The sequence below is a fragment of the Rhizobium sp. Leaf371 genome, assembly GCF_001424045.1.
Classification (GTDB): domain Bacteria; phylum Pseudomonadota; class Alphaproteobacteria; order Rhizobiales; family Rhizobiaceae; genus Ferranicluibacter.
Genome location: NZ_LMQB01000001.1, coordinates 201,422 through 223,212, shown reverse-complemented (window position 1 = coordinate 223,212; position 21,791 = coordinate 201,422). Strand labels below are relative to the sequence as shown.

General features: G+C 64.1%; 18 protein-coding genes. 9 read left to right on the top strand and 9 right to left on the bottom strand.

From position 1 onward, the window contains the following. Positions 1–202 precede the first annotated feature (202 nt). Together ASG39_RS00910 and ASG39_RS00905 are read left to right on the top strand one after the other, a co-directional pair. The gene (locus tag ASG39_RS00910; protein WP_062593276.1) at positions 203–3,598 is read left to right on the top strand and encodes an ATP-binding protein; all 3,396 of its coding nucleotides are present in this window, start codon (positions 203–205) and stop codon (positions 3,596–3,598) included. Further along, a complete protein-coding gene (locus ASG39_RS00905; protein ID WP_062591942.1) occupies positions 3,595–4,509 on the top strand; it encodes a DNA-binding response regulator in 915 nt (304 codons plus the stop codon). The genes ASG39_RS00910 and ASG39_RS00905 overlap by 4 nt, the downstream gene beginning before the upstream one ends. 195 nt (positions 4,510–4,704) lie before the next feature. Here the strand turns inward: ASG39_RS00905 and ASG39_RS00900 are convergent, their stop codons facing one another. The 6 genes from ASG39_RS00900 to ASG39_RS00875 all read right to left on the bottom strand — a co-directional run bounded on the left by ASG39_RS00900 (position 4,705) and on the right by ASG39_RS00875 (position 10,268). After that, complete coding sequence (locus ASG39_RS00900) at positions 4,705–5,820, bottom strand: branched-chain amino acid ABC transporter substrate-binding protein (RefSeq protein WP_062591940.1); 1,116 nt, start codon at positions 5,818–5,820, stop codon at positions 4,705–4,707. A gap of 111 nt (positions 5,821–5,931) precedes the next feature. After that, positions 5,932–6,276, bottom strand: coding sequence for a DUF6867 family protein (locus ASG39_RS00895; protein ID WP_062591938.1), 345 nt, complete (start codon positions 6,274–6,276; stop codon positions 5,932–5,934). Between the two features lie 39 nt (positions 6,277–6,315). After that, positions 6,316–7,038 (bottom strand): ABC transporter ATP-binding protein, encoded by a 723-nt coding sequence (locus ASG39_RS00890; protein ID WP_062591936.1) that lies wholly within the window; start codon positions 7,036–7,038, stop codon positions 6,316–6,318. Then, positions 7,035–7,943 (bottom strand): ABC transporter ATP-binding protein, encoded by a 909-nt coding sequence (locus ASG39_RS00885; RefSeq protein ID WP_062591935.1) that lies wholly within the window; start codon positions 7,941–7,943, stop codon positions 7,035–7,037. Before ASG39_RS00885 ends, ASG39_RS00890 begins: the two co-directional genes overlap by 4 nt. Beyond that, entirely contained in the window at positions 7,943–9,295 is a 1,353-nt protein-coding gene (gene livM, locus ASG39_RS00880; RefSeq protein ID WP_200943854.1) for a high-affinity branched-chain amino acid ABC transporter permease LivM, read from the bottom strand. Before livM ends, ASG39_RS00885 begins: the two co-directional genes overlap by 1 nt. 70 nt (positions 9,296–9,365) lie before the next feature. Continuing rightward, positions 9,366–10,268 (bottom strand): branched-chain amino acid ABC transporter permease, encoded by a 903-nt coding sequence (locus tag ASG39_RS00875; RefSeq protein ID WP_062591930.1) that lies wholly within the window; start codon positions 10,266–10,268, stop codon positions 9,366–9,368. A gap of 475 nt (positions 10,269–10,743) precedes the next feature. Between ASG39_RS00875 and cysQ the strand changes: the two genes are divergently transcribed. Next, entirely contained in the window at positions 10,744–11,520 is a 777-nt protein-coding gene (gene cysQ / locus ASG39_RS00870) for a 3'(2'),5'-bisphosphate nucleotidase CysQ (RefSeq protein WP_062591928.1), read from the top strand. A gap of 158 nt (positions 11,521–11,678) precedes the next feature. Further along, complete coding sequence (locus ASG39_RS00865) at positions 11,679–12,713, top strand: DUF2793 domain-containing protein (protein ID WP_062591926.1); 1,035 nt, start codon at positions 11,679–11,681, stop codon at positions 12,711–12,713. Here ASG39_RS00865 and ASG39_RS00860 read toward each other — a convergent pair. Continuing rightward, on the bottom strand, positions 12,697–13,113 hold the full coding sequence (locus ASG39_RS00860; protein ID WP_062593274.1) for a response regulator: 417 nt from the start codon (positions 13,111–13,113) through the stop codon (positions 12,697–12,699). The genes ASG39_RS00865 and ASG39_RS00860 overlap by 17 nt on opposite strands. A gap of 324 nt (positions 13,114–13,437) precedes the next feature. Here ASG39_RS00860 and ASG39_RS23590 point away from each other — a divergent pair, with 324 nt between their 5' ends. Beyond that, positions 13,438–13,605, top strand: a complete 168-nt coding sequence (locus ASG39_RS23590) for a hypothetical protein (RefSeq protein WP_156467970.1) — start codon at positions 13,438–13,440, stop codon at positions 13,603–13,605. Between the two features lie 21 nt (positions 13,606–13,626). Here the strand turns inward: ASG39_RS23590 and ASG39_RS00855 are convergent, their stop codons facing one another. After that, the gene (locus tag ASG39_RS00855; protein WP_062591924.1) at positions 13,627–14,382 is read right to left on the bottom strand and encodes a Crp/Fnr family transcriptional regulator; all 756 of its coding nucleotides are present in this window, start codon (positions 14,380–14,382) and stop codon (positions 13,627–13,629) included. A gap of 199 nt (positions 14,383–14,581) precedes the next feature. Between ASG39_RS00855 and ASG39_RS00850 the strand changes: the two genes are divergently transcribed. Beyond that, positions 14,582–15,445, top strand: coding sequence for an SDR family NAD(P)-dependent oxidoreductase (locus ASG39_RS00850; protein ID WP_062591922.1), 864 nt, complete (start codon positions 14,582–14,584; stop codon positions 15,443–15,445). 10 nt (positions 15,446–15,455) lie between these two features. Then, positions 15,456–17,069 (top strand): VOC family protein, encoded by a 1,614-nt coding sequence (locus ASG39_RS00845; RefSeq protein ID WP_062591920.1) that lies wholly within the window; start codon positions 15,456–15,458, stop codon positions 17,067–17,069. Positions 17,070–17,089: 20 nt separating this feature from the next. Here the strand turns inward: ASG39_RS00845 and ASG39_RS00840 are convergent, their stop codons facing one another. Beyond that, positions 17,090–17,629 carry a DUF3833 family protein gene (locus ASG39_RS00840; RefSeq protein ID WP_062593272.1) on the bottom strand — a complete coding sequence of 180 codons (540 nt, stop codon included), beginning with the start codon at positions 17,627–17,629 and terminating at the stop codon, positions 17,090–17,092. Positions 17,630–17,910: 281 nt separating this feature from the next. Between ASG39_RS00840 and ASG39_RS00835 the strand changes: the two genes are divergently transcribed. Both ASG39_RS00835 and ASG39_RS00830 read left to right on the top strand, forming a co-directional pair. Next, positions 17,911–19,089: an aminotransferase gene (locus tag ASG39_RS00835; RefSeq protein WP_062591918.1), complete on the top strand. Its 1,179-nt coding sequence runs from the start codon at positions 17,911–17,913 to the stop codon at positions 19,087–19,089. Between the two features lie 724 nt (positions 19,090–19,813). Continuing rightward, positions 19,814–21,751 (top strand): PAS domain-containing protein, encoded by a 1,938-nt coding sequence (locus ASG39_RS00830; protein ID WP_162242395.1) that lies wholly within the window; start codon positions 19,814–19,816, stop codon positions 21,749–21,751. The last annotated feature ends 40 nt before the right edge of the window (positions 21,752–21,791 follow it).

Genomic DNA, 21,791 nt, shown 5'->3' with positions numbered 1-21,791 from the left:
GGACTATCCGACAGGCCTTGTGCAATGCACATACGTTAATTGACGTAGGTGGCGGGCGCAGAGGACGCGTGCCTTTCTGCACGAAACATGCGGTCTGTCTGGACAGGTGCCCGCGTTGTCTTCAAGATCGCCCGACCCGCGCGCCTTTCACCATCGTCGCGTGATCGGCAAGGATGTTGCTTCGCACCATGAAAACTTCGAGATGACAGCCCGGCAGCGCATCATTCCGGTCCGGCGCGAATACAATCGCTGGGTCGCCGACCAGACGCTGGAAGACTATGCCCTGCGCTTCACCGCCAAGAGCGCCCGCAGGTTTTCGGCAAGCCGCATCTCGCAGACCGCCATCGGCGCGATCTCGTTCCTGGCGCTGGAGGCGATCGGCGGCACGATCACCCTCTCCTACGGCACCACCAACGCCTTTTACGCCATCATCGCCGCCGCCGTCGCCATGCTCGTCATTGGCATGCCGATCAGCCGCTACGCCATCCGCCACGGGGTCGATATCGACCTGCTGACGCGCGGCGCGAGCTTCGGCTATATCGGCTCCACCATCACCTCGCTGATCTATGCCAGCTTCACCTTCATGCTGTTCGCCATCGAGGCATCGATCATGACCGGGGCGCTGAACCTCGCCTTCGGCATCCCGCTCTGGATCGGCTACATCATCAGCGCGGTCGTCGTCATTCCGCTCGTCATCTACGGCGTCCAGCTCATCTCCCGCTTCCAGCTCGTCACGCAGCCCTTCTGGATCGTCCTCAACATCCTGCCCTTCGTCTTCATCGCCTTTTCGGACTGGGAAAAATTCGACCTCTGGCGCGCCTTTGCCGGCATCGCCCATTCCAACGCCGAGGTGGGGGGCACAGCGCCGTTCGATCTCATCGAGTTCGGCGCGGCGTCCGCCGTCATCCTTGCCCTCATGCCGCAGATCGGCGAGCAGGTGGATTTTCTGCGCTTCCTGCCGCCGGAAGGCATGAAGAAGTGGCGGCATCGCTTTGCCGTCTTCCTGGCCGGTCCCGGCTGGGTGGTGGTGGGCGTGCCAAAGCTGCTTGCCGGCTCGTTCCTGGCCGTGCTGACGCTCTCGACCGGCGTGCCGGCCGGCCAGGCGGCGGACCCCTCGCACATGTATCTCACGGCCTTCGGCTACATGATCCCGAACGACACTGCGGCCCTGGTGCTGATGGCGGCCTTCGTCGTGGTCTCCCAGCTGAAGATCAACGTGATGAACGCCTATGCGGGCTCGCTCGCCTGGTCGAACTTCTTCTCCCGCCTGACGCACAGTCACCCCGGCCGGGTCGTCTGGCTGGTGTTCAATGTCGCCATCGCCCTGCTCCTCATGGAGTTCGGCATCTACACGCTGCTCGAAGCGACCCTCGGCGTGTTCTCGATCATCGCCATGTCCTGGCTCTGCACGCTGTCGGCCGATCTCTTCATCAACAAGCCGCTCGGCCTTTCCCCGCCGGGCATCGAGTTCAAGCGCGCGCATCTCTACGACATCAACCCGGTCGGTCTCGGCGCCATGTTCACCGCGGCCGGCGTCGCGCTTGCCGCGCATTTCGGCCTTTTCGGCACCATTCTGGCGTCACTGTCGACCTATGTCACCCTTGTCGCCTTCCTCGTTTCCCCGGCCATCGCCTATGCCACGCGCGGGCGCTACTACCTCGCGCGAAAGCCGCGCGCACACTGGAAGAGCCTGAGCACCATCACCTGCTCCATCTGCCAGCACCCGTTCGAGCCGGAGGACATGGCCTATTGCCCGGCCTATTCCGCGCCGATCTGTTCGCTCTGCTGCTCGCTCGACAGCCGCTGCCACGATGTCTGCAAGCCGCATGCGCGGGTCAACGCCCAGACCGCAGCCGTCGCCCGCAGGCTGCTGCCCGAGCGGATCGTCGCGGCGCTTTCGAGCCGCCTTGGCCGCTACGCCACGGCCGTCGTCATCGCCGTCTCCGCCATCGGCGCCATCCTCGCGATGATCGCCTACCAGACCGGATCGGCCTCGCCGATGGCCGCCGAGGTGATCAACCGCACCATCGGCATCGTCTTCTTCGTGTTCACGGTCGTCACCGGCGTCGTCTGCTGGTTCTATGTGCTCGCGCATGACAGCCGCCTCGTCGCCGAGGAGGAATCCTCGCGGCAGAACACGCTGCTGCTCAAGGAAATCGCGGCCCACAAGAAGACCGACGCCGCCCTGCAATATGCCAAGGAAACCGCCGAGGCCGCCAACCGCGCCAAGAGCCGCTACGTCGTCGGCCTCAGCCACGAACTGCGCACGCCGCTCAACGCCGTCATGGGCTATGCCCAGATTCTCGAACGCGACGAGACGATCCCCGCCCCCCGGCAGGCGGCCATCCGCGTCATCAAGCGCAGCGCCGATCACCTCTCCGGGCTGATCGACGGCCTGCTCGACATTTCCCGCATCGAGGCCGGACGGCTGCAGGTGTTCTCCAACGAGATCAACATCCAGGATTTTCTCGATCAGATCGTCGATATGTTCCGCCCGCAGGCCCAGGCGAAGGGGCTGGCCTTCGAGCATCGGCGCGCGCCCGGCCTGCCGACGCATGTGCGCGCCGACGAGAAACGCCTGCGCCAGATCCTCGTCAACCTTCTTTCAAACGCCATCAAGTTCACCGATCGCGGGCTCGTGAGCTTCGAGGTCACCTATCGCAGCCAGGTCGCGACCTTCACCGTGACCGATACGGGCCGCGGCATTTCGGAGGCCGACCGGCCGCGCATCTTCGAGCCGTTCCAGCGCGGCGAAGCCGAGACGATCCGGCCGATGCCCGGTCTCGGGCTCGGCCTCACGATCACCCGTCTCCTCACCGAGACGCTGGGCGGCGAAATCCTCGTGACGAGCGAGCGCGACAAGGGCTCGACCTTTCGCGTGCGGCTGATGCTGTCGGCCATCGCCCATCCCGCCGCCGTTCCGCCGCCGTCGCGCGCCGTTACCGGCTATGCCGGCCCCCGCCGCACCATCGTCGTGGTCGATGACAACGAGGATCACCGCGAACTGATGCGCGAGGTGCTGATCCCGCTCGACTTCGTGGTCCTCACCGCCATCGGCGGCGCCGAATGCCTGACGCTGATCGAGGGCATCAAGCCCGACCTCTTTCTTGTGGACATCTCCATGCCCGGCATGAGCGGCTGGCAACTCGTCTCGCGCCTGCGCGAGCATGGACAGGCGGCGCCCATCGTCATGCTGTCAGCCAATATTGGCGACGGCAGCCTTGCCAGCCAGCATATCGGCCACAACGACACGCTCGCCAAGCCCTTCGACATCCGTCAGCTCAAGGGCAAGATCGCCCTTCATCTCGGCCTGACCTGGACGCATGACGACCCCGCGACGCAGGCGGAGCCCGTCGCGCCGCCGACGATCCTCGTGCCGGAGGCCTCCCACATCGAAGAACTCATCCGGCTGGGCGAAATCGGCTATATCAGGGGCATCGAGGCAAAACTCGCCGAACTCGCGCGCGACGCTGCCCACCAGCCCTTCGCAGACGCCGCGCGCGCCTATGTCCAGGCCTTCGACATGGCCGGCTATGCCACCTTCCTCGAAACCGCCGCCATGCGCAGCGACCCCTTGGCGGAAGGAGATCGCCGGTGAGTGAGACCCCCCGCCCCCGCGATATCGTCCTGATCGTCGATGACAGCCCGGAGACCCTCGGCTTTCTCACCGACGCGCTGGAGCAATCCGGCTTTTCGGTGCTGATCGCCACCTCCGGCCCGGCAGCGCTGAAGGTCGTGGACAAGATCACGCCCGACATCGTGCTGATGGATGCGGTCATGCCGGATATGGACGGCTTCGACACCTGTCGGCGGCTGAAGGCGCTGGCCGACATCGCCCCGGTGCCGGTGATCTTCATGACCGGGCTGACGGAGACGGAGCACATCGTCCATGCGCTCGAATCCGGCGGGGTGGACTATCTCTCCAAGCCGATCAACATCGACGAATTGCGCGCCCGCATCCGTGTCCACCTCGGCAACGCCCGCTCGGCGCAGAGCGCTCGCGTCGCGCTCGACGCTGCCGGCCGGCACCTGCTGGCGGTGCGCGGCGATGGCGCGCTGCACTGGTCGACCCCCCAGGCGACGCGGCTGGTCGAGACCGCCATCGGCTCGAACGATGGCCTCGCCGCCATGTCCGGTCGGATCGCCCAGTTTCTGCGCGACCGGACCGGCACGAAGGATGCCCCCCTCATCGTCGAAAGCGACGGCGTGCCCGTCCTGCACCTTGCTTTCCTCGGCGCGATCGGCAGCGACGAATACCTGTTTCGCCTCACCGCCGTCAGCCAGACCAGCGACGAGGAAGCGCTGCGCCGCCATTTTTCGCTGACCATGCGCGAAGCCGAGGTGCTCGTCTGGATCGCCAAGGGCAAGGCCAACCGCGACATCGCCGAAATCCTCGGCCTCTCCGCCCGCACCGTCAACAAGCACCTCGAGCAGATCTATGTGAAGCTCGGCGTCGAAAACCGGGCCTCGGCCGCGGTGAAGGCGACGAATGCGCTGCGCCAAGCCTGAGTCGGCGTGACAGCCGATCGCGTCCGGATGATCGGACGTCACCCCATCCGCAGCGTCTCGTAGCACCTGTGTCAGAAGAACGCCGTCCCCTGCACCGAGCTTGACAGAACGGCGAACCCGCAGGCACGGAAAAGCCCGGCGCAGGGCCGGGCTTTCCTCGTTTCGGACAAGGCGGCCGGAGCCGCGATGCCGTGATTACTGCGGGAAGTAGCTGTACTTGCCGTCCGGGCCCTTCTTCCACTCGTACATGATGTAGCCGGGAAGCTTCGGGTCGCCCTTTTCGTCGAAGGACATGTCGCCGAGAACGGTCTTGAACGGACCCTTTTCCTTCATCGCGGTGGCGACGGTCTCGGAATCGATGGAGCCGGCAATCTTGGCAGCTTCTGCGATCGTCTGCAGGGCGGCGTAGGAGTAGAGCGTGTAGGCTTCCGGGTTGAAGCCGGCGGCCTTGAACTTCTCGACCAGTTCCTTGTTCTCCGGGCGGAGCGTCGGATCGGGGCCGAAAGTGTTGAGCGTGCCGGCAACCGCGTCGCCCGCGATCGAGGCCAGTTCGTTGGAGACGATACCGTCGCCCGAAACGAGCGTTGCCTTGAGGCCCTGATCGGCCGACTGGCGGATGATCAGGCCGGCTTCCGTGTGGAGACCGCCCCAGTAGATGATCGAGACGCCGGCTTCCTTCATCTTGGCGATGAGGGCCGAGAAATCCTTGTCGCCGGTGTTGACGCCTTCGTACATGACTTCCGTCATGCCGGCAGCGTTCATCGCCTTCTTGGTTTCGTCGGCAAGGCCCTGGCCGTAAGGCGTCTTGTCATGAATGACGGCGACCTTGGCGTCCTTGAACTTCTCGACGAGGTAGGCGCCGGCAACGCCGCCCTGCTGGTCGTCACGGCCGCAGGTGCGGAACGTGTTCCACAGGCCGCGCTCGGTGAAAACAGGGTTGGTGGCAGCCGGGGTGATTTCGAGGATGCCGTTTTCGGCGTAGACTTCCGACGCGGGGATCGAAACGCCCGAGTTGAAGTGACCGATGACATACTTCACGCCGTCGGCAACGAACTTGTTGGCAACCGAGATGCCCTGCTTCGGGTCGGACACGTCGTCGCCGAGAACGATCTTGATCTGCTCGCCGTTGATGCCGCCGGCGGCGTTGATGTCAGCGGCTGCCTGCTCGGCACCCTTCTGGAGCTGCGCGCCGAAAGCGGCGTTCGGGCCGGTCAGCGGACCGGCAACAGCGATCGTGATGTCCGCCCAGGCCTGGCCGCTGAACGCGACCATCGCCGTCAGCGCAACAGCCGACAAAAGTGACTTCTTCATCCTGTAACTCCCAATTTTCAAGCGGGTCTGTTGCCATAGCCAACGCAGTTCCCACTCTGCTGCGCCGGTGTTCGTTGTGGCCGAGGCGATGCGCCTGCGGCTGTTCCCTTATTATTTGTTCTTCCACGAGAAAGGCGACGCCTTTTCGTAAAGCCAGTAGTAGCTGTTGACCATCTGGCGCGTCCGGTAGAAGCGGAAGCCAGCGGTAGAAAACAGCAAAAGAATGATCGTGTCCACAAGGTAAAAGTGGAGGCTGAACATCGTGCCGTTGAACAGTGCGTGATGCACGAAACGGATGCCGAGGCCGAGCAGCGCCGTATAGATCAGCACGGTCGTGTAGGTCTGCCAGCCGTCCGCGACGCTCTTGCCCGTGCGCCACGCCGCCCAGCCGCCGAGCACGCAGGTGATCAGCATGAACTGAAGGATCGAAGGCTCTTCGTGAAGAATGCCCTGCATGTCAGAAACTCCCGGTGGGTGGGATGAAGAAAGCGGCGCTCAATGGTGCCCGCCTTCGAGATAGGCGGCGCGCACTTCGGGATTGGCCAGCAGCTCGCGACCGCCGCCGCTCATCGTCACCTGTCCGTTGACCATGACATAGCCGCGATGCGACAGCTTGAGCGCGGCAAACGCGTTCTGCTCGACGAGGAACACGGTGAGCCCCTCTTCCTCGTTCAGCTTCTTGATCGCGGCGAAGATGCCCTTGACGATCAGCGGCGCGAGACCGAGCGACGGCTCGTCGAGAAGCAGGAGCTTCGGACGCGCCATCAGGGCGCGACCGATCGACAGCATCTGCTGCTCGCCGCCCGAAAGCGTGCCGCCGCGCTGCGACTGGCGCTCCTTCAAGCGCGGAAACAGCGTGAAGATCTTCTCGATGTCCTCGTTGAAATATTTGAGGTTGTCGAGGCTCGCACCCATCTGCAGGTTTTCGTAGACCGTCATGCGCGGGAAGATGCGCCGCCCCTCGGGCGACTGGGCGATGCGCAGCCGGGCGATCTCGTGGGTCGGCATCCGGGTGATGTCCTGGCCGTCGAAAATGACCGATCCGGTGCGCGCCTGCGGGCTGCCGCAGATCGTCATCATCAGCGTCGACTTGCCGGCGCCGTTCGCGCCGATCATGCAGACGATCTCGCCCGGTTCCACGACGACATCGACGCCGCCGAGTGCGCGGATGTTGCCGTAATAGGTTTCGACGCCCTTGACGTGAAGAAGCGGGCTCATGGGCGCTCTCCCGTGTGGCCGGTTCCGTGACCGACGGTTGCCGCAACCTCTTCCACTTCCGCGATCACCTCGTCGACCTCATCATCCTCGACACCGAGATAGGCCGCGATGACCTTCGGGTCGTTCTGTACGAATTGCGGATTGCCATCCGAGATCTTCTGTCCGTATTCCAGCACGACGACGTGGTCGGAGATTTCCATGACAACGGACATGTCGTGCTCGATCAGCAGGATCGAGGTGCCGGTGTCCGTGCGGATGTCGCGCAGCAGCGTGTTGAGCGCCAGCGACTCGCGCGGGTTGAGACCGGCGGCCGGTTCGTCCAGGCAGAGAAGCTCCGGCTCGGTGCACATCGCGCGCGCGATTTCCAGGCGACGCTGGGCGCCGTAAGGCAGGTCGCCGGCCGGATCGTCGGCACGGTCGGTCAGCGACGCCTTGTCGAGCCAGTACTTCGCCAGCTCGATGCTGGCGAGCGACGCCTTCTTGTAGGCGGGAAAGCCGAGCAGGCCGAGAATGGTGTAGCCCGACGCGCGCATCAGCGCATTGTGCTGCGCGACCAGCAGGTTTTCCAGCACCGTCAGGCCCGAGAACAGGCGGATGTTCTGGAACGTCCGGGCGACCTTCGCCCGCTTGGTGATTTCGAAGTCCGGCAGGCGTTCCAGCAGGAACTCCTGGCCGCTCTTCTGGCGCATCGTGATCATGCCCATGGTCGGCTTGTAGAAGCCGGTGATGCAGTTGAACACGGTGGTCTTTCCGGCCCCGTTCGGGCCGATGAGGGCGGTAATCTCGCCGCGCGTGGCTTCGAACGAGAAATCGTTGATGGCCATCAGGCCGCCGAAGCGCATGGAGAGATGTTCGACCTTGAGGATTGGATCCTTGGACATTGTCGTCGCCGTTCCCGTAACCATCAGCCGTGCCCTTCCTTGGTAAAGCTTCCGGACACGTTCTTTCGGGTGTGAAGGAAGGCCGACGGCGCACGCGATCCGACGAAGCCGCGCGGCTTGAACAGCATCACGACCACCATGGCGAGACCGAAGATCAGCATGCGATAGAGTTCCGGCGTAAACTCGGGGCCGAACACGACCTTGAGGAAGTTCATTTCACGCAGCAGTTCCGTTCCCCCGACCATGACGACCGCGGCAATGGCGATGCCGGTCAGCGACCCCATGCCGCCGAGAACGACGATGGCGAGGATGACGGCGGACTCGATGAACACGAAGCTCTCCGGCGAGACGAAGCCCTGGCGCGCGGCGAAGAACGAGCCGGCGAAACCGCCGAACATGGCGCCGGTCGCAAAGGCCGTCAGCTTGGTCGTCACCGTGTTGATGCCGAGCGAGCGGCAGGCGATCTCGTCTTCCCGCAGCGCTTCCCAGGCACGGCCGATCGGCATGCGGCGCAGGCGGATCGTCACATAGGCCGTGAGCATGCAGAGGAGCAGGATCACGTAGAACAGGAAGATCTTGTAATAGGCCGACGACATCGGCAGGCCGAAGGACTTGGCGAAGTTCGACGGCGAGCCGACGTCGAACGACCAGATGCCGAAGATCGATGCCTTGGCGATGCCGGAGATGCCGAAGGTTCCCTTGGTCACTTCCGTCCAGTTGATCAGCACAAGCCGGATGATTTCACCGAAGGCAAGCGTGACGATGGCGAGATAGTCGCCGCGCAGACGCAGAACCGGGAAGCCGAGGATGATGCCCCAGAGTGCGGCGAAAATGCCGGCGAGCGGCAGGAGAACCCAGAAGGACAGACCGAAATGGGTGGAGAGCAGCGCGTAGGAATAGGCGCCGACCGCGTAGAAGGCGACGTAGCCGAGGTCGAGCAGGCCGGCAAGGCCGACCACGATGTTCAGACCCCAGGCCAGCATCACGTAGATCAGGATCTGGATGCCGAAATTGTCGACCAGAAGCAGCGAGCCCTGAACGCCGCGCAGCATCACCGACACCGGCGGGTAGATCAGAAGCGCGATGAGCGCGATCTTCAGGAAATGGCGGTGGAAGAAACCCTTGTCTTCGGAAACCTCGAGGATGCCGCTCTTGGCCTTTTCCAGCTTTCGCTTGTCGAGCGCCGGCCGGATGAAGGCGACGTTGACGAAGCGGCCGACGGCGGCGACGAGAACGAAGACCGCCAGCAGGCCCCAGCGCATGCGCCAGACAAGTTCGTTGTTGATGTTCTGATAGGTCTCAACGCCGACGAAAAGGCAGAAGAGGCCGAGCGAGACGAGACCCGCGAAAAAGGCTTCCTTGAACGCACGCGCCATGATGCTGGGTTCTGCATGCGGCTTCGATGCGGGCGGCGGGGAAACGGGAGAGGAAATGTTCGCCATGGACTTATACCTTCTCCACTTCGGGCCGGCCGAGAATGCCGGTCGGCTTGAAAATCAGAACGACCGCGAGGATGACGAAGGTTGCGACGTCCTTGTAGGCGATGGAGAAATAGGCCGACCACAGGCTCTCGATGAGGCCGATGAGGATGCCGCCGAGGACGGCACCCGGCAGCGAGCCGATGCCCCCGAGAACGGCCGCCGTGAAGGCCTTGACGCCGGGGATGAAGCCGTCGGTGAAGACAGAAACACCGTAATACATCAGGTACATCGTGCCCGCGACGGCGGCGAGTGCGGCGCCCATGATGAAGGTGATGGAAATCGTGCGGTCCACGTCGATGCCGAGCAGCGCGGCCATCTTGCGGTCCTGCTCGGTGGCGCGCTGGGCGCGGCCGAGCGGCGTCTTGTTGACGATGTACCAGAAGATGGTGAGCAGGACGGCGGTGACGACGATGATCACGATCTGCTTCAGCGAGATCGAGATGCCGAGCACCTGATAGTTGGAATTGATCAGCGGCGGGATCGGCTTGTTGCGGGGGCCCTGCACCACCTGGATGAAGTTGGACAGCGCGATCGACATGCCGATGGCCGTGATCAGCGGCGCAAGCCGGAACGAACCGCGCAACGGCCGGTAGGCGATCCGCTCGATCGTCCAGTTCCACAGGCCCGCCAGCAGCATGGCCACGATCATCATCACCAGCAGGGCGAGGACGACGGGGATGCCGGCAAAGAGGGTCGTGAGGATCAGGAAGACGATGAGGGCCGCGAAGCTGCCCAGCATGAAGATATCGCCATGGGCGAAGTTGATCATGCCGATAATGCCGTAGACCATCGTATAGCCGATGGCGATCATGCCGTAGATAGATCCGAGAGTCAGCCCGTTGACGAGCTGCTGGACGAAATACACCATCTATTTTCCCCTGGACCAGATCCCTTGGCGGGTCCGGCCTCTTGTTCTGCAGTCCATTGAGGACCCGACGTTTGCGGGGATTCCATACTGTTTTCGCTCGAAAAGAAAAGCACAAAAAGAAGGCACCCAACAGATTCTTTTCCAGCAGGACAAAATCTGGCGGTTTCCGCGGCAAAGGGCCGGGATGGATGCAGCAGCAGGTTACATTTTAAGCATATCAGTGACTTGCGCTGCAACGCAGGCGCCCGTTCGCGCCGAGCGCATCCGGCTGTAATTCTTCAGGAAACACGCTTTGCGCGAGATGCGGCAAGCCGTTAACGCGCGCGAAACCAAGGCCTGCGACGCCACGAAATGTAACGACCGTTCACAGGGATTTGCCTGACGAATGAGGCAAAACCCTGTATGGTTGTGGGGAAACGCGATGGGCGCCGGGACGCCCGTCATCGCAGGGCGGAGAAGGAGCGCGGCAGGCGCTATGTTGCACGTGTTGGAGAGGGCGGCGGTCGAGGCTGGGCGGGCGGTCATCGACGTCTATAATGTCGGCGGCGATGTCCGTTACAAGGCGGATGCGTCGCCGGTCACGGATGCGGACGAAAGCGCTGAACGCATCATCCTGCGGCATCTCAAGGGTGCCTATCCGGACATTCCCGTGGTCGCGGAGGAAGCCGCGTCGGCAGGCCTCGTTCCCGATATCGACGGACGCGCCTTCTTCCTCGTCGATCCCTTGGACGGCACCAAGGAATTCGTCGGTCGCAATCACGATTTTACGGTCAACATCGCCCTCATCGAGGACGGCGCGCCGACCTTCGGCGTCGTCTACGCGCCCGCTCTCGGCATTCTCTACGCCGCGGAACGAAACCGGGCACGCAAATCCGTCGTCTCCGGCCAGACGGATATCGGCGCCCCCACCATCATCGGCTGTCGCCAGCGCGGCGACAGGATCGTGGCGCTGGCCAGCCGGTCGCACAACAGCGCGGAAACCATCGCCTATCTCGCGGAACACGGCGTCACCGACTATGAATCGGTCGGCTCCTCGCTGAAATTCTGCCTGCTCGCCGAAGGGCTCGCCGACATCTATCCCCGCCTCAGCCGCACGATGGAGTGGGACACGGCGGCCGGCGATGCCGTCCTGCGCGCAGCCGGCGGGGAAACCCTGACCATGGACGGCAATCCCCTTTTCTACGGCAAGCGCAACCAGGTCTACGACGTGGATTTCGCAAATCCCTATTTCGTCTCCCGCGGCCGGGCCTGACGCCGCCCACGCTCCGAGCATGCGCACCGCGTCTCACACCTTGGAACTGCGGGGAGAAACAACGCCAAAAACCGTTTGAAATCAGCGCGATCACCTCCCGCTCCTCCCCGCGGCCGCGCGTTCGCGCACACTGGCGGCACCCCCGACAGGAGATGCCGATGAGCGAGACGACCCCCAACCTCGAAATGCCCTATATCCTGCCGTCGCAGGCCCAGAAGCACGTCACCCACAATGAGGCGCTGCAGCGGCTGGATGCCGTAACGCAGCTGGTGATAACGGCAAGGCTGTCGCACCCTCCGGCAAGCCCTGTCGAAGGCGCCTGCTACGAGGTCGCGCCAGCACCAACGCCGACCGACGCCTGGACCGGACAGGCCGGGACGATCGCCGTGTGGCAGGATGCGGCCTGGACGTTCGTCACCCCCCGCCCCGGCTGGCGGGCCGTCTTTACCGGCGACGCCCGCCTCCACATCCATGACGGCACCGGCTTCCGGCCCTATGATGCCGTTTCGGATCTGCAGAGGCTCGGCGTCAACGCAACGCCGGACGAGGTCAATCGCCTCGCCGTCTCGGGAGACGCGACCCTGCTCAGCCATGCCGGCCACGGCCACCAGCTCAAGATCAACAAGGCGACGACCACCGACACCGCCAGCCTGCTCTTTCAGAGCGGCTGGTCCGGAAGGGCGGAAATGGGCTTGAGCGGAGCGGATACGTTCGCGATCAAGACCAGTGCCGACGGCACGGTCTGGCAGGAGGCTCTGCGCGTGGACGGAGCCGGTCGCGTCCAACTGCCGCAAAGGCCGATCGCCCGCGCGGCGACGGCGACCGGCACATCCACCCCGGCCGACGGCAGCGAAAGCGGATTTGCGACCCTGCCTGTGTCCCAGGGCGGCTTTGCGCTTGGCGCCTCGGTCGCAGGTGGCGGTCAAAGCCTCGTCGTGCCGGCAACCGGCATCTATCTCGTCATCCTGAAGGCGGAAGTGCAGCCGGCCGGCACGTTCTCCCTCGCGGTGAAGGCGGGCGCACAGACCATTGCGACATTGCGGGAGTTTTCGAGTGCCTCGTCCCGTCATGCGGCGACAGTCACCGCTCTCGCAGCGCTCACAGCCGGGGACGTGCTGCGGCTGGCCTATACGGGCAGCGCCACGATCACCTATGGCAGCGACCGGACGGAGGTGCTTATCGCGATGCTTTAGAGGCGGCTTCGGTGGAAGCCTCGCCCGCGCCATCCGCGCCGGACACGGACGCGAGCAACTGGCTCATCGATGTCTCGTTGAACGGCTTGGTGATGCGGGGCCGGTCACGGTGGCTGCCGGGAAACATCGCGCTTTCGCCATAGCCGCTGACGAAGCCGAACGGGGTGTCGCGGGCCACGAGAATATTGGCGAAGTCGAAGCTGGTCTCGCTGCCGAGATTGACGTCGAGAAGCGCGAAGTCGAAAGCGTGCTCCTCGACGAGCTGCCTGGCCTGGGTGACATTCGTGGCGATATCGACCGTCTCGACGCCCAGCGTCCGCAGGATATCCTCGGCCTCCATCGCGATGATGAAGTTGTCTTCCAGCACGAGAACGCGTTTGATTGACGAAAGTGTTTCCAAACGCAGCACCAAGATCCATTCGTTGCGAGGCAGTTCAGGCGTTAACAGGCTGTCGCCCTTGCCCAATCCACAAATATGATTCGACGTCCCCGAATTCAACAGTAAAGGCAAGTGCCGCCGGTCACATTTAAATAAGACATACCGTCAGCAGCCGTCTCCGACCACCTATCGAAATCCCGCTCGAGTGACCGGTCTTATAGCCGCAACGAGACGTCTCCGAAACACCGGAACGTGACCGGCGTGTTTTCGAAAGTTCTTACGCTGGACTGGAACTTTTAACCCTTCAGGCGCATTCTGGTGAGCGGGAGCACATGGGAGGAAATCATGACGACCAGCGAGATTGAAAGACTGGAACAAGCGGCCAGAAGCGTGTTCGGCCACGATGAAGGCGACACGGTGATTGCCGAGGAAAAACAAAGTTTTGGCGAAAGAATTCGTGCCTTCATCCTGAAGCGCATTGCCCTTCGCACTCCGTCGCTTCCGGGCGTCTGAACCAAGGCTTCGAAAAACCCGTCAGATAAACGGCCGCCGGACGACCTCGATCCCGTCCCAGTCGGCCACGCGCATCAAGCCCTCGGCATCCAGGACATCGCAACCGCGATCCTCCCAGCGGATCAGATTGCGCTCCGCAAGTTTCTTCAGCGTCTTGTTCGTGTGAACGATCGAGAGCCCCAGAGTGTCGGCCACATGCTGCTGCGTCAGCGGGATCGACACGCGCTCCCCCTTGAACAGATTGGACGCATTCGCCCTCTGCGAGAGGAACGAGAGCAGATAGGCCGCGCGTTCCAGCGCCGTGCGGCGTCCGATGCTGAGCAGATGTTCGTCCAGGATCCGCTCCTCCTGCGACGCGATCCAGGTCACGTCGAAGGCGAGATCGGGATGATTGCGGTAGACCTGACCGAGCCGTTCGCGCTCGAACACGCACAGCGTCAGGGCCGACAGGGCTTCCACCGAATGCTTCATCTCCCCCATCAGGCTGCCCTGCAGGCCGACGAGGTCGCCCGGCATGATGTAATTGAGAATCTGCCGTCGGCCGTCCCCCATCATCTTGTAGCGAAAGCCCCAGCCGGACAGCACCGTAAACAGGTGCGCGCTGTGGCTGCCCTCGACCAGCACGGTGGTTCCCGCATCGACCGAAAGTTCGCCCGTCTTGAAATGTGAGACGAAAGCGAGTTCCTCGGGCTGAAATTCGCGGAACGTCGGCAAATGACGCAGGGGGCATTGGTCGCACGGCGTCTGCCGGCTATTGCGCGTTCTCGGGGGATACATTGGGACTCGAAGAGAGAGACGGATGAATGGCGGGAGAGGATGTCGGCTCGGAAAGACGGTCTGGCGCTGAAGGAACAGGAAAAGGCAGGCAGAAGCAAGAGGATGGACTTGAGCCTCCTCCTTACCTACTTTCGCGGGCGACACTATTAAATTTGCTAACCGCGCCCTCTTTAATAGCGGCGCAGATTTCGGACCGAACATGACACATGCCGCCTTCTCCGCCAACGCCGTCGCCGTCGTCACGGGAGCCGCCTCGGGCATCGGCCTTGCCGCGGCGCACCGTTTTGCCTCCCTCGGCATGAAGGTCGTCCTCGCCGACCGCAAGGGCGAGCGTCTGTCAGAGGCCGCCCGGGCCGTCGCCGAAACCTCTGCGCACGGCGCCGAAGGCGTGCTCGCCTGCGCAACGGACGTCTCCGAGCTGGAAGCATTGGAAGCCCTGCAAGAAGAGGTGATCGAGCGATTCGGCAAGGTCCACGTGCTGATGAACAATGCCGGCATCCAGCCCGGCAGTGCGCTGTTCGGCCCGCTTGAAAACTGGGAGCGCGTGATGGCCATCAATCTCGGCGGCGTCATCAACGGGACGCGCGTCTTCGGCCCCGCGATGATCGCGCATGGCGAGCCCGGCCTCATCATCAATACCGGCTCCAAGCAGGGCATCACCACCCCGCCCGGAGACCCCGCCTACAATGTTGCGAAGGCCGCCGTCAAAGCCTTCTCCGAAGCGCTCGAACACGAGCTGCGCAACACGCCGGCGTGCCGCATCGCCGCGCATCTGCTCATCCCGGGCTTTGTCCATACCGGGCTCACCGCGAAGGGGCGCACCGACAAGCCGGAGGCGGCCTGGACGCCGGAGCAGACGGTGGACTTCATGATGGACAGCATCGCGCGCGGCGATTTCTATATTCTCTGCCCCGACAACGACGTCAGCCGCGAACTCGATGAAAAGCGCATTCTCTGGGCGGCCGGCGACATCGTCGAGAACCGCCCGCCCCTCTCCCGCTGGCATCCCGACCATGCCGAGGCGTTCCGCACCTATCTGACGCAGGACCGCGCGCGGCAGTAGGAGACCGACCATGACAGAGACCCCCACGGAACCCGGCCGCGAGGCCCCGCACGGCACCAGCGGCCTGCACCACATCACGCTCATCACCCGCAAGGTGCAGGCGAATGTCGATTTCTACGCCGGCTTCCTCGGCCTGCGCCTCGTCAAGCGCACCGCCGGCTTCGAGGACACGGCACAGCTGCACCTCTTATATGGCGACAGCACCGGTTCGCCCGGCTCGCTCGTAACCTTTCTCGTCTGGGAGGACGGCGGTCCCGGCCGCGTCGGCGAAGGCCAGCCGAGCGAGATCGCCCTTGCCATCGCGCCGGGATCGATCGGCTTCTGGCTGCAGCGTGCGCTCCGCTACCTCGTGCCGGTGTCCGGCCCGGCACCGGAATTCGGCGAACCCGTCCTGCGTCTGAAGGATCCGGACGGCGTCATCGTCAAGCTCGTGGGAACGACGGCGGTTCCGGGCGGACATCCGGCCTATACGCCCGGCATCCCGCCCGAAGACGCCATCCGCGCCCTGCGCGGCGCCACCATCCTCACGAGCCATGCCGCGGAAACATCCGCCTTCCTGCAGCGCCATACCGGGTTCCGGTCGAGCGAGCGGACTGAAACGATCGAGCGTCTGCGCTCGGATGCGGGCGACGTCATCGACGTGCGCGACGCCACCGGCTTCTGGACGTCCGCACCCGGCACCGGCACGATCGACCACATCGCGGTGCGGGCACCCGATCGCGCCGCCGTGAAGGCGTCGCGGGACCGCCTGGGCGCGGAGCATGCCGGCCCGACGCCGGTGCATGACCGCACCTACTTCTTCTCGCTCTACGTTCGCGAACCCGGCGGCAGCCTGATCGAGATCGCGACCGACGGGCCGGGAATGATGATCGACGAGGACGAAGCCACGCTCGGAACCCGGCTGTTCGTGCCCGGACAGACGAAAGACGGACCCGACGAGGACATCACCGTCCTCCTGCCGCAGTTCGGCCTTCCCGGCGAGGAGCGGTTTGCGGCGCGAGAGCTGCCGTTCATCCATCGCCTGCATCAGGCCGACGCGCCGGACGGCACCACGCTGTTCCTGCTGCATGGCAGCGGCGCCAACGAGCTGAGCCTCCTGCCGCTCGCCCGCAAGGCGGCGCCGCATGCGCTGCTGGTCGCCCTGCGCGGGCGCAGCCTCGAGGAAGGCGCACCGCGCTTCTACCGGCGGCTGGGCGAGATGACATTCGATCAGGCGGATATCGCCAGCGAGGCGGAAGCGCTCGCGGGCTTCGTCGAGGGCGCGGCGTCCGGCTACGGCATCGATCTCGCGCGCGCCGCGTTCCTCGGCTATTCCAACGGCGCCAACATGATCGCGGCGACGATGTTCCTGCAGCCGGGGCTCATCCGCCGCGCCATCCTTCTGCGCAGCATGATGCCGCTCGAAACGGTGCCGGCCGCGGACCTCTCCGGCAGCGACGTGCTCGTCGTCTCCGGCGCGACCGACAGCTTCGACGGCTATCGGCCGGCCCAGGTCAAGGCGTTGTCGGAGGCCGGCGCGCGCACGACCGTGGTCACGCTTCCCGCCGGCCACGAACTGTCGCCGGACGACGCCGGCACGATCGCCGGCTGGCTGGACAGTCTTTCCGGACGGCCGGCGCCGTAGGCGAAGCGCGCCGACCTCGGTTATTTGCGGAAATCGATCTTGACCCGCGCGACGGGCAGGATCGTCTTCCACACCATGGCCGTGTTCGTCATGGTCTTGCCGTCGCGTGCGAAGGTCAGCGTGTCGAAGAAGCGATAGAGGTCCTGCTTCGGGCCGGGATCGAGATCCACGAGATAGTTGAACCGCACCACATTGCCATCCACGCGCACCGTCGTGCCGCCGATGACGTCTTCGCGCGTCCCGCTATAGGTTGCAGGTCCGGTGCGCACGAAGTGCCAGGTCTTTCGCTCCTTGGCGCCGTCCGCATAACGGATGTCCTCGCGCAGCGTCAGCCCGGTCTTCGTCACCGTGCCGCGCAGCGCGATATCGAGGTCCCGCCGGGTGCCGTTGATGGCGCGAAAGGTGCCCTCGGCCTGCGTCTGACCCCGGAAAAACCGCTCCATCACGGTCTCGCGCAGGGGACCCGTGCGGCTCGGCGTCTGGGCAAAGGCACCGCCCGATGCGGAAAGGAGCGCCGCTGCGAGGGTGGCGGCAAAAACGGTTGTCGATGCGATCGTCATGATCATCTCCATTCAGTTCTGGAGACGATACGGATCTCCCGGCGGAACGGTTTCCTCCGCGTCGCAAAACATCGGGGAGGCTCGGGACCGTCCGGTGCCTTTTGCCCTTGGCTTCGGCTCCGGCTTCTGGAATTGTGCGACAAATCGCCCCACACGCACCCGGACCCGCTTCCGGCTCAAATCAGCCACCATTCTCCCCGAACGCTCCGGGCGCAATATGTCTCGATGCTGATCCACGACCGCCTCCCGACCGGCCGACCAGCACATACAGGAACGAACCCATGCCGAAATTCAACCCGCTGGTCGCCCGGCTGTCGCCACCGCCCATCCCCTCGGTCGCCGCCTGGGCTCAGGGCTATGATGGCGGGCTCGGCCCGCTGCTCGACCTCAGCCAGGCCGTGCCCGGCTATCCGCCGCACGCCGACATGCTGACCTGGCTCGGCGAAGCCGCATCGTCCACGCAGGCAGCCGGCTATGGTCCGATCGAAGGGGAGATGCCGCTCCGCACCGCCTATGCGGCACATGTCGCGGACCTCTATGGCGCGCCGCTGACGTCCCGCCATGTCCAGATCACCGCGGGCTGCAACCAGGCCTTCGTCGCGGCCGTCATCGCACTGGCCGAGGCCGGCGACACGGTTCTGATGACCAACCCCTATTATTTCAACCATGAGACCACGCTGTCGATGCTCGGCATCAACGTCGATCTCGTGCCCTGCGATGCCGCCGGCCAGTTCGTGCCGGACATTGAGTCCATCGAGGCCTCGCTGCACCCGCGCGTGCGGGCGCTCGCGCTGGTCTCGCCGAACAACCCCACAGGTGCCGTCTATCCCGCGGACCGCCTTGCGGAGATTTTCGACCTCTGCCGCACCAAAGGCATCTGGTTGATCCTCGACGAGACCTATCGCGACTTCCTCGACGACATCGCCGCACCGCCACACGATATCTTCTCGCGGGAAGGCTGGCAGAGCCATTTCGTCAGCCTCTACAGTTTCTCGAAGTCCTACTGCATTCCCGGCCACCGCCTCGGCGCCATCACCGGCGGCGTTCAGATGATCCAGCAGATCGCCAAGATCATGGACAACCTGCAGATCTGCGCGCCCCGCGCCGGCCAGATCGCCCTGGTGAAAGCCATCCCCTCGCTTGCCGAATGGCGCGCGGAGAACCGACGCGAGATCGGTCGCCGAAGTGCGGCCATGCGGGCGGTGATGGAAGGCCTTCAGGGCTGGAAAATCGAATCGATCGGCGCCTATTTCGCCTATATTCGCCACCCCTACCCCGACATCAGCGCCGAATTCGTCGCGGCCAAGCTTGCAGCCCTCGCCGGCGTCGTCTGCCTTCCGGGCGATTACTTCGGCGAGATCCAGGAAGGTTTCCTGCGGTTCGCCTTTGCCAATGCCGACGTCGAAACCATCGGCCTCCTGCGGCAGCGCCTCGAAGCGTTCAAACTGCCCGGCATCTGACGACCCCCCAAACGCGAAAACCGGACCGCGACGGGATGCCGCGATCCGGTTTTCGAATGGTCAGACGAGAAGCGGGGCGCTCAGATGGCGCCGAAAACGCAGGCTCCGATAAACGCAAAGGCGGCGACCAGCGTCAGCGTGCGCAGCACGGCATGGAAGCCGGGCATGACCGCAGTCGATGCAGCCTCAGAATAGCGGGCGTGAGAATACCGGGCTTGGGGTACGTGCAGGACCTGTTTCGACGTTCGCATCATATCCTCCAGAACTAGCGAGCCGTGTTCACATTTCGCAAAATCGACCGTGATCGGCTCTGCGTCTACATTCTTGGATTTCCACCGATTTCATAGACAATCTATTCCAAGTCGCGGGCAGTTCTTAAAAATTCCTACTTTTCCGAAATTCCTACTTTTCCCGGGGACCCTCGCACCTGAAACGTCGGTCTGATCGCATGGTTCCCCCGTCTTCATTCTTTCTTCATGCCTGATCCAAAGCCAGGCCCGGACGCCGTTGCGCCCAGACCCCTGCGCCCAGTGCACAGCCGGGTCGTTGACGATGTCCATGCGCGGACAGAGGCGGCAGGGCGCGGCGTTAGCATCAGGAAGAAGATGACTTTCGACCGGTCCTGCCTATATGCTTTCCCAAGGCGCGTGGAGCGACCGAAGCCGATCCGAGATGCGCCATGCAGAGTTCTCCCCCACCAGAGTCCATGCCAGATATCAAGTCAGTGACCAGCCCAGAGACCAGCCGGAACACCGTCGATACGTCGCCCGTTTCGGCCAGCCGATGGACGACGGGTGCGGTTTCCCGAAGCGAGATCGCAGGCCTTCTGGAAAGCCGGGACTGGAGCCGGACGCCGCTCGGTCCGCGCGACCGCTGGCCGGCCTCGCTGACCGGCCTCGTCCGCGTCGTCCTGTCCTCGCCGGTCGCCATGACGCTGCTTCTCGGCCGCGACGGCATCATGATCTACAATGCCGGCTATGCCACGATTGCCGCAGGGCGCCATCCCGGCTGCTTCGGCGTGTCGGCGCTGACCGCCTGGCCCGAGATCGCCGACTTCAACCGCACCATCATCGATGGCGTGCTGGGAGGCGCCTGCTTCTCCTATGCCGATCTGGACATGACGGTGAACCGAAACGGCGCCGACGAGCACGTCTGGTTCGACCTCGACTATAGTCCCGTGTTCGACGATGACGGCGAGATCATCGGCGCACTGGCGGTCGTGGTGGAAACCACGAAGACGGTTGAGGCGGAACTGGCACTATCGCGCAACCGCGAAAAGCTGTCGCTCGCTTTGCAGGCGTCCGGCGTGGTCGGCATCTGGGACTGGGATGTCGTCGCCGACCGTGTCTACTCCGACGACAAGTTCGCCTCCCTCTATAACGTCGATCCCAAGGCCGCGGCGACGGAGGGCGTGCCGATTTCCGGCTTCACCGCCTCCATCCATCCCGACGATGCCGAGCGTGTGGGCGAGGTCATGCAGTCCGTCATGGCGAGCGGGGAAAAATTCTCGATCGAATACAGGCTGGTGCAATCGGACGGATCGGTGCGCTGGGTCGTTGCCGAGGGGCAACCGCTTCTCGAAAACGGCGTCTGCATCCGGTTTCCCGGGATCGCCGTCGATATCACGGCGCAAAAGGAAGTGGCCGAGGCCTATGCGCAGTCGGAGGCCGGGTTCCGCACGCTGGCCGATACGATGCCGCAAATGGTATGGGCGACGCAGCCGGACGGTTTTCACAACTATTACAATGCCCGCTGGTACGAGTTCACCGGCGTGCAGCCGGGATCGACCGACGGCGAAGGCTGGAGCGGCCTTTTCCACGCCGACGACCAGGACCGCGCCTGGGCGCTCTGGCGCCACAGCCTGGAAACCGGCGAGCCCTACCAGATCGAATATCGTCTCCGTCACCGCAGCGGCGCCTATCGCTGGGTGCTGGGACGCGCCCTTCCGACGCGCGATGCCGAAGGCCGGATCACCCGCTGGTACGGAACCTGCACCGACATTCACGATGCCAAGATGGCGCAGGCGGAACGTGAAGTGGTCGCGCATGAGCTGAGCCACCGGATCAAGAACATCTTCTCGGTGCTGAGCGGTATCATCAGCCTGTCCGCCCGCTCCGAGCCGCAGGCCCGCAACTTTGCCGAGCTGCTGCGCAAGCGCATCGACGCCATGGGCCGCGCGCATGATTTCGTGCGCCCGCACAGCGAGATGTCGCGCCCGACCATGCCGGATACGACCCTGTTCAACCTGCTGACACGGCTGCTGGAACCCTATTGGGGCGAAGCGGGAACAGGCGCGATCACGCTGTCGGGCGACGACACCGTCATTGCCGACAGCGCGGCCACGCCCCTGGCGCTGCTGCTGCACGAACTCGGCACGAATTCGGCGAAATACGGCGCCCTGTCCGCGGCCGACGGCCGCGTCGAGATCACCGGGCGGATCGACGGCCAGACCTATCACCTGACGTGGAATGAGAAGGTCCCGGGCGTTGTGATAACAGCCCCGGCGCGGAACGGTTTCGGCTCACGCTTGATGACGATCAGCACGGAAGGCCAGCTCGAAGGTCAGCTCGAACGCATCTGGGAACCGGATGGCCTGCGGCTCGAAGCAGCGATCCCCTTGAGAGCCCTGAGCCGCAGCGGGCATCTCGGGCGCCTCTCCTGAAACGGCCGGTCTTGCCTGAAACTGCAGGTCTTGCTTGAAA

What these genes read in the sequence shown, in the direction of transcription:
- ASG39_RS00910 (WP_062593276.1), top strand. Translation starts at nt 203, where the DNA reads ATGACAGCCCGGCAGCGCATCATTCCGGTCCGGCGCGAATACAATCGC.
- ASG39_RS00900 (WP_062591940.1), bottom strand. Translation starts at nt 5,820, where the DNA reads ATGAAGAAGTCACTTTTGTCGGCTGTTGCGCTGACGGCGATGGTCGCG.
- ASG39_RS00895 (WP_062591938.1), bottom strand. Translation starts at nt 6,276, where the DNA reads ATGCAGGGCATTCTTCACGAAGAGCCTTCGATCCTTCAGTTCATGCTG.
- ASG39_RS00890 (WP_062591936.1), bottom strand. Translation starts at nt 7,038, where the DNA reads ATGAGCCCGCTTCTTCACGTCAAGGGCGTCGAAACCTATTACGGCAAC.
- ASG39_RS00885 (WP_062591935.1), bottom strand. Translation starts at nt 7,943, where the DNA reads ATGGTTACGGGAACGGCGACGACAATGTCCAAGGATCCAATCCTCAAG.
- livM (WP_200943854.1), bottom strand. Translation starts at nt 9,295, where the DNA reads ATGGCGCGTGCGTTCAAGGAAGCCTTTTTCGCGGGTCTCGTCTCGCTC.
- ASG39_RS00875 (WP_062591930.1), bottom strand. Translation starts at nt 10,268, where the DNA reads ATGGTGTATTTCGTCCAGCAGCTCGTCAACGGGCTGACTCTCGGATCT.
- cysQ (WP_062591928.1), top strand. Translation starts at nt 10,744, where the DNA reads ATGTTGCACGTGTTGGAGAGGGCGGCGGTCGAGGCTGGGCGGGCGGTC.
- ASG39_RS00865 (WP_062591926.1), top strand. Translation starts at nt 11,679, where the DNA reads ATGAGCGAGACGACCCCCAACCTCGAAATGCCCTATATCCTGCCGTCG.
- ASG39_RS23590 (WP_156467970.1), top strand. Translation starts at nt 13,438, where the DNA reads ATGACGACCAGCGAGATTGAAAGACTGGAACAAGCGGCCAGAAGCGTG.
- ASG39_RS00855 (WP_062591924.1), bottom strand. Translation starts at nt 14,382, where the DNA reads ATGTATCCCCCGAGAACGCGCAATAGCCGGCAGACGCCGTGCGACCAA.
- ASG39_RS00850 (WP_062591922.1), top strand. Translation starts at nt 14,582, where the DNA reads ATGACACATGCCGCCTTCTCCGCCAACGCCGTCGCCGTCGTCACGGGA.
- ASG39_RS00845 (WP_062591920.1), top strand. Translation starts at nt 15,456, where the DNA reads ATGACAGAGACCCCCACGGAACCCGGCCGCGAGGCCCCGCACGGCACC.
- ASG39_RS00840 (WP_062593272.1), bottom strand. Translation starts at nt 17,629, where the DNA reads ATGACGATCGCATCGACAACCGTTTTTGCCGCCACCCTCGCAGCGGCG.
- ASG39_RS00835 (WP_062591918.1), top strand. Translation starts at nt 17,911, where the DNA reads ATGCCGAAATTCAACCCGCTGGTCGCCCGGCTGTCGCCACCGCCCATC.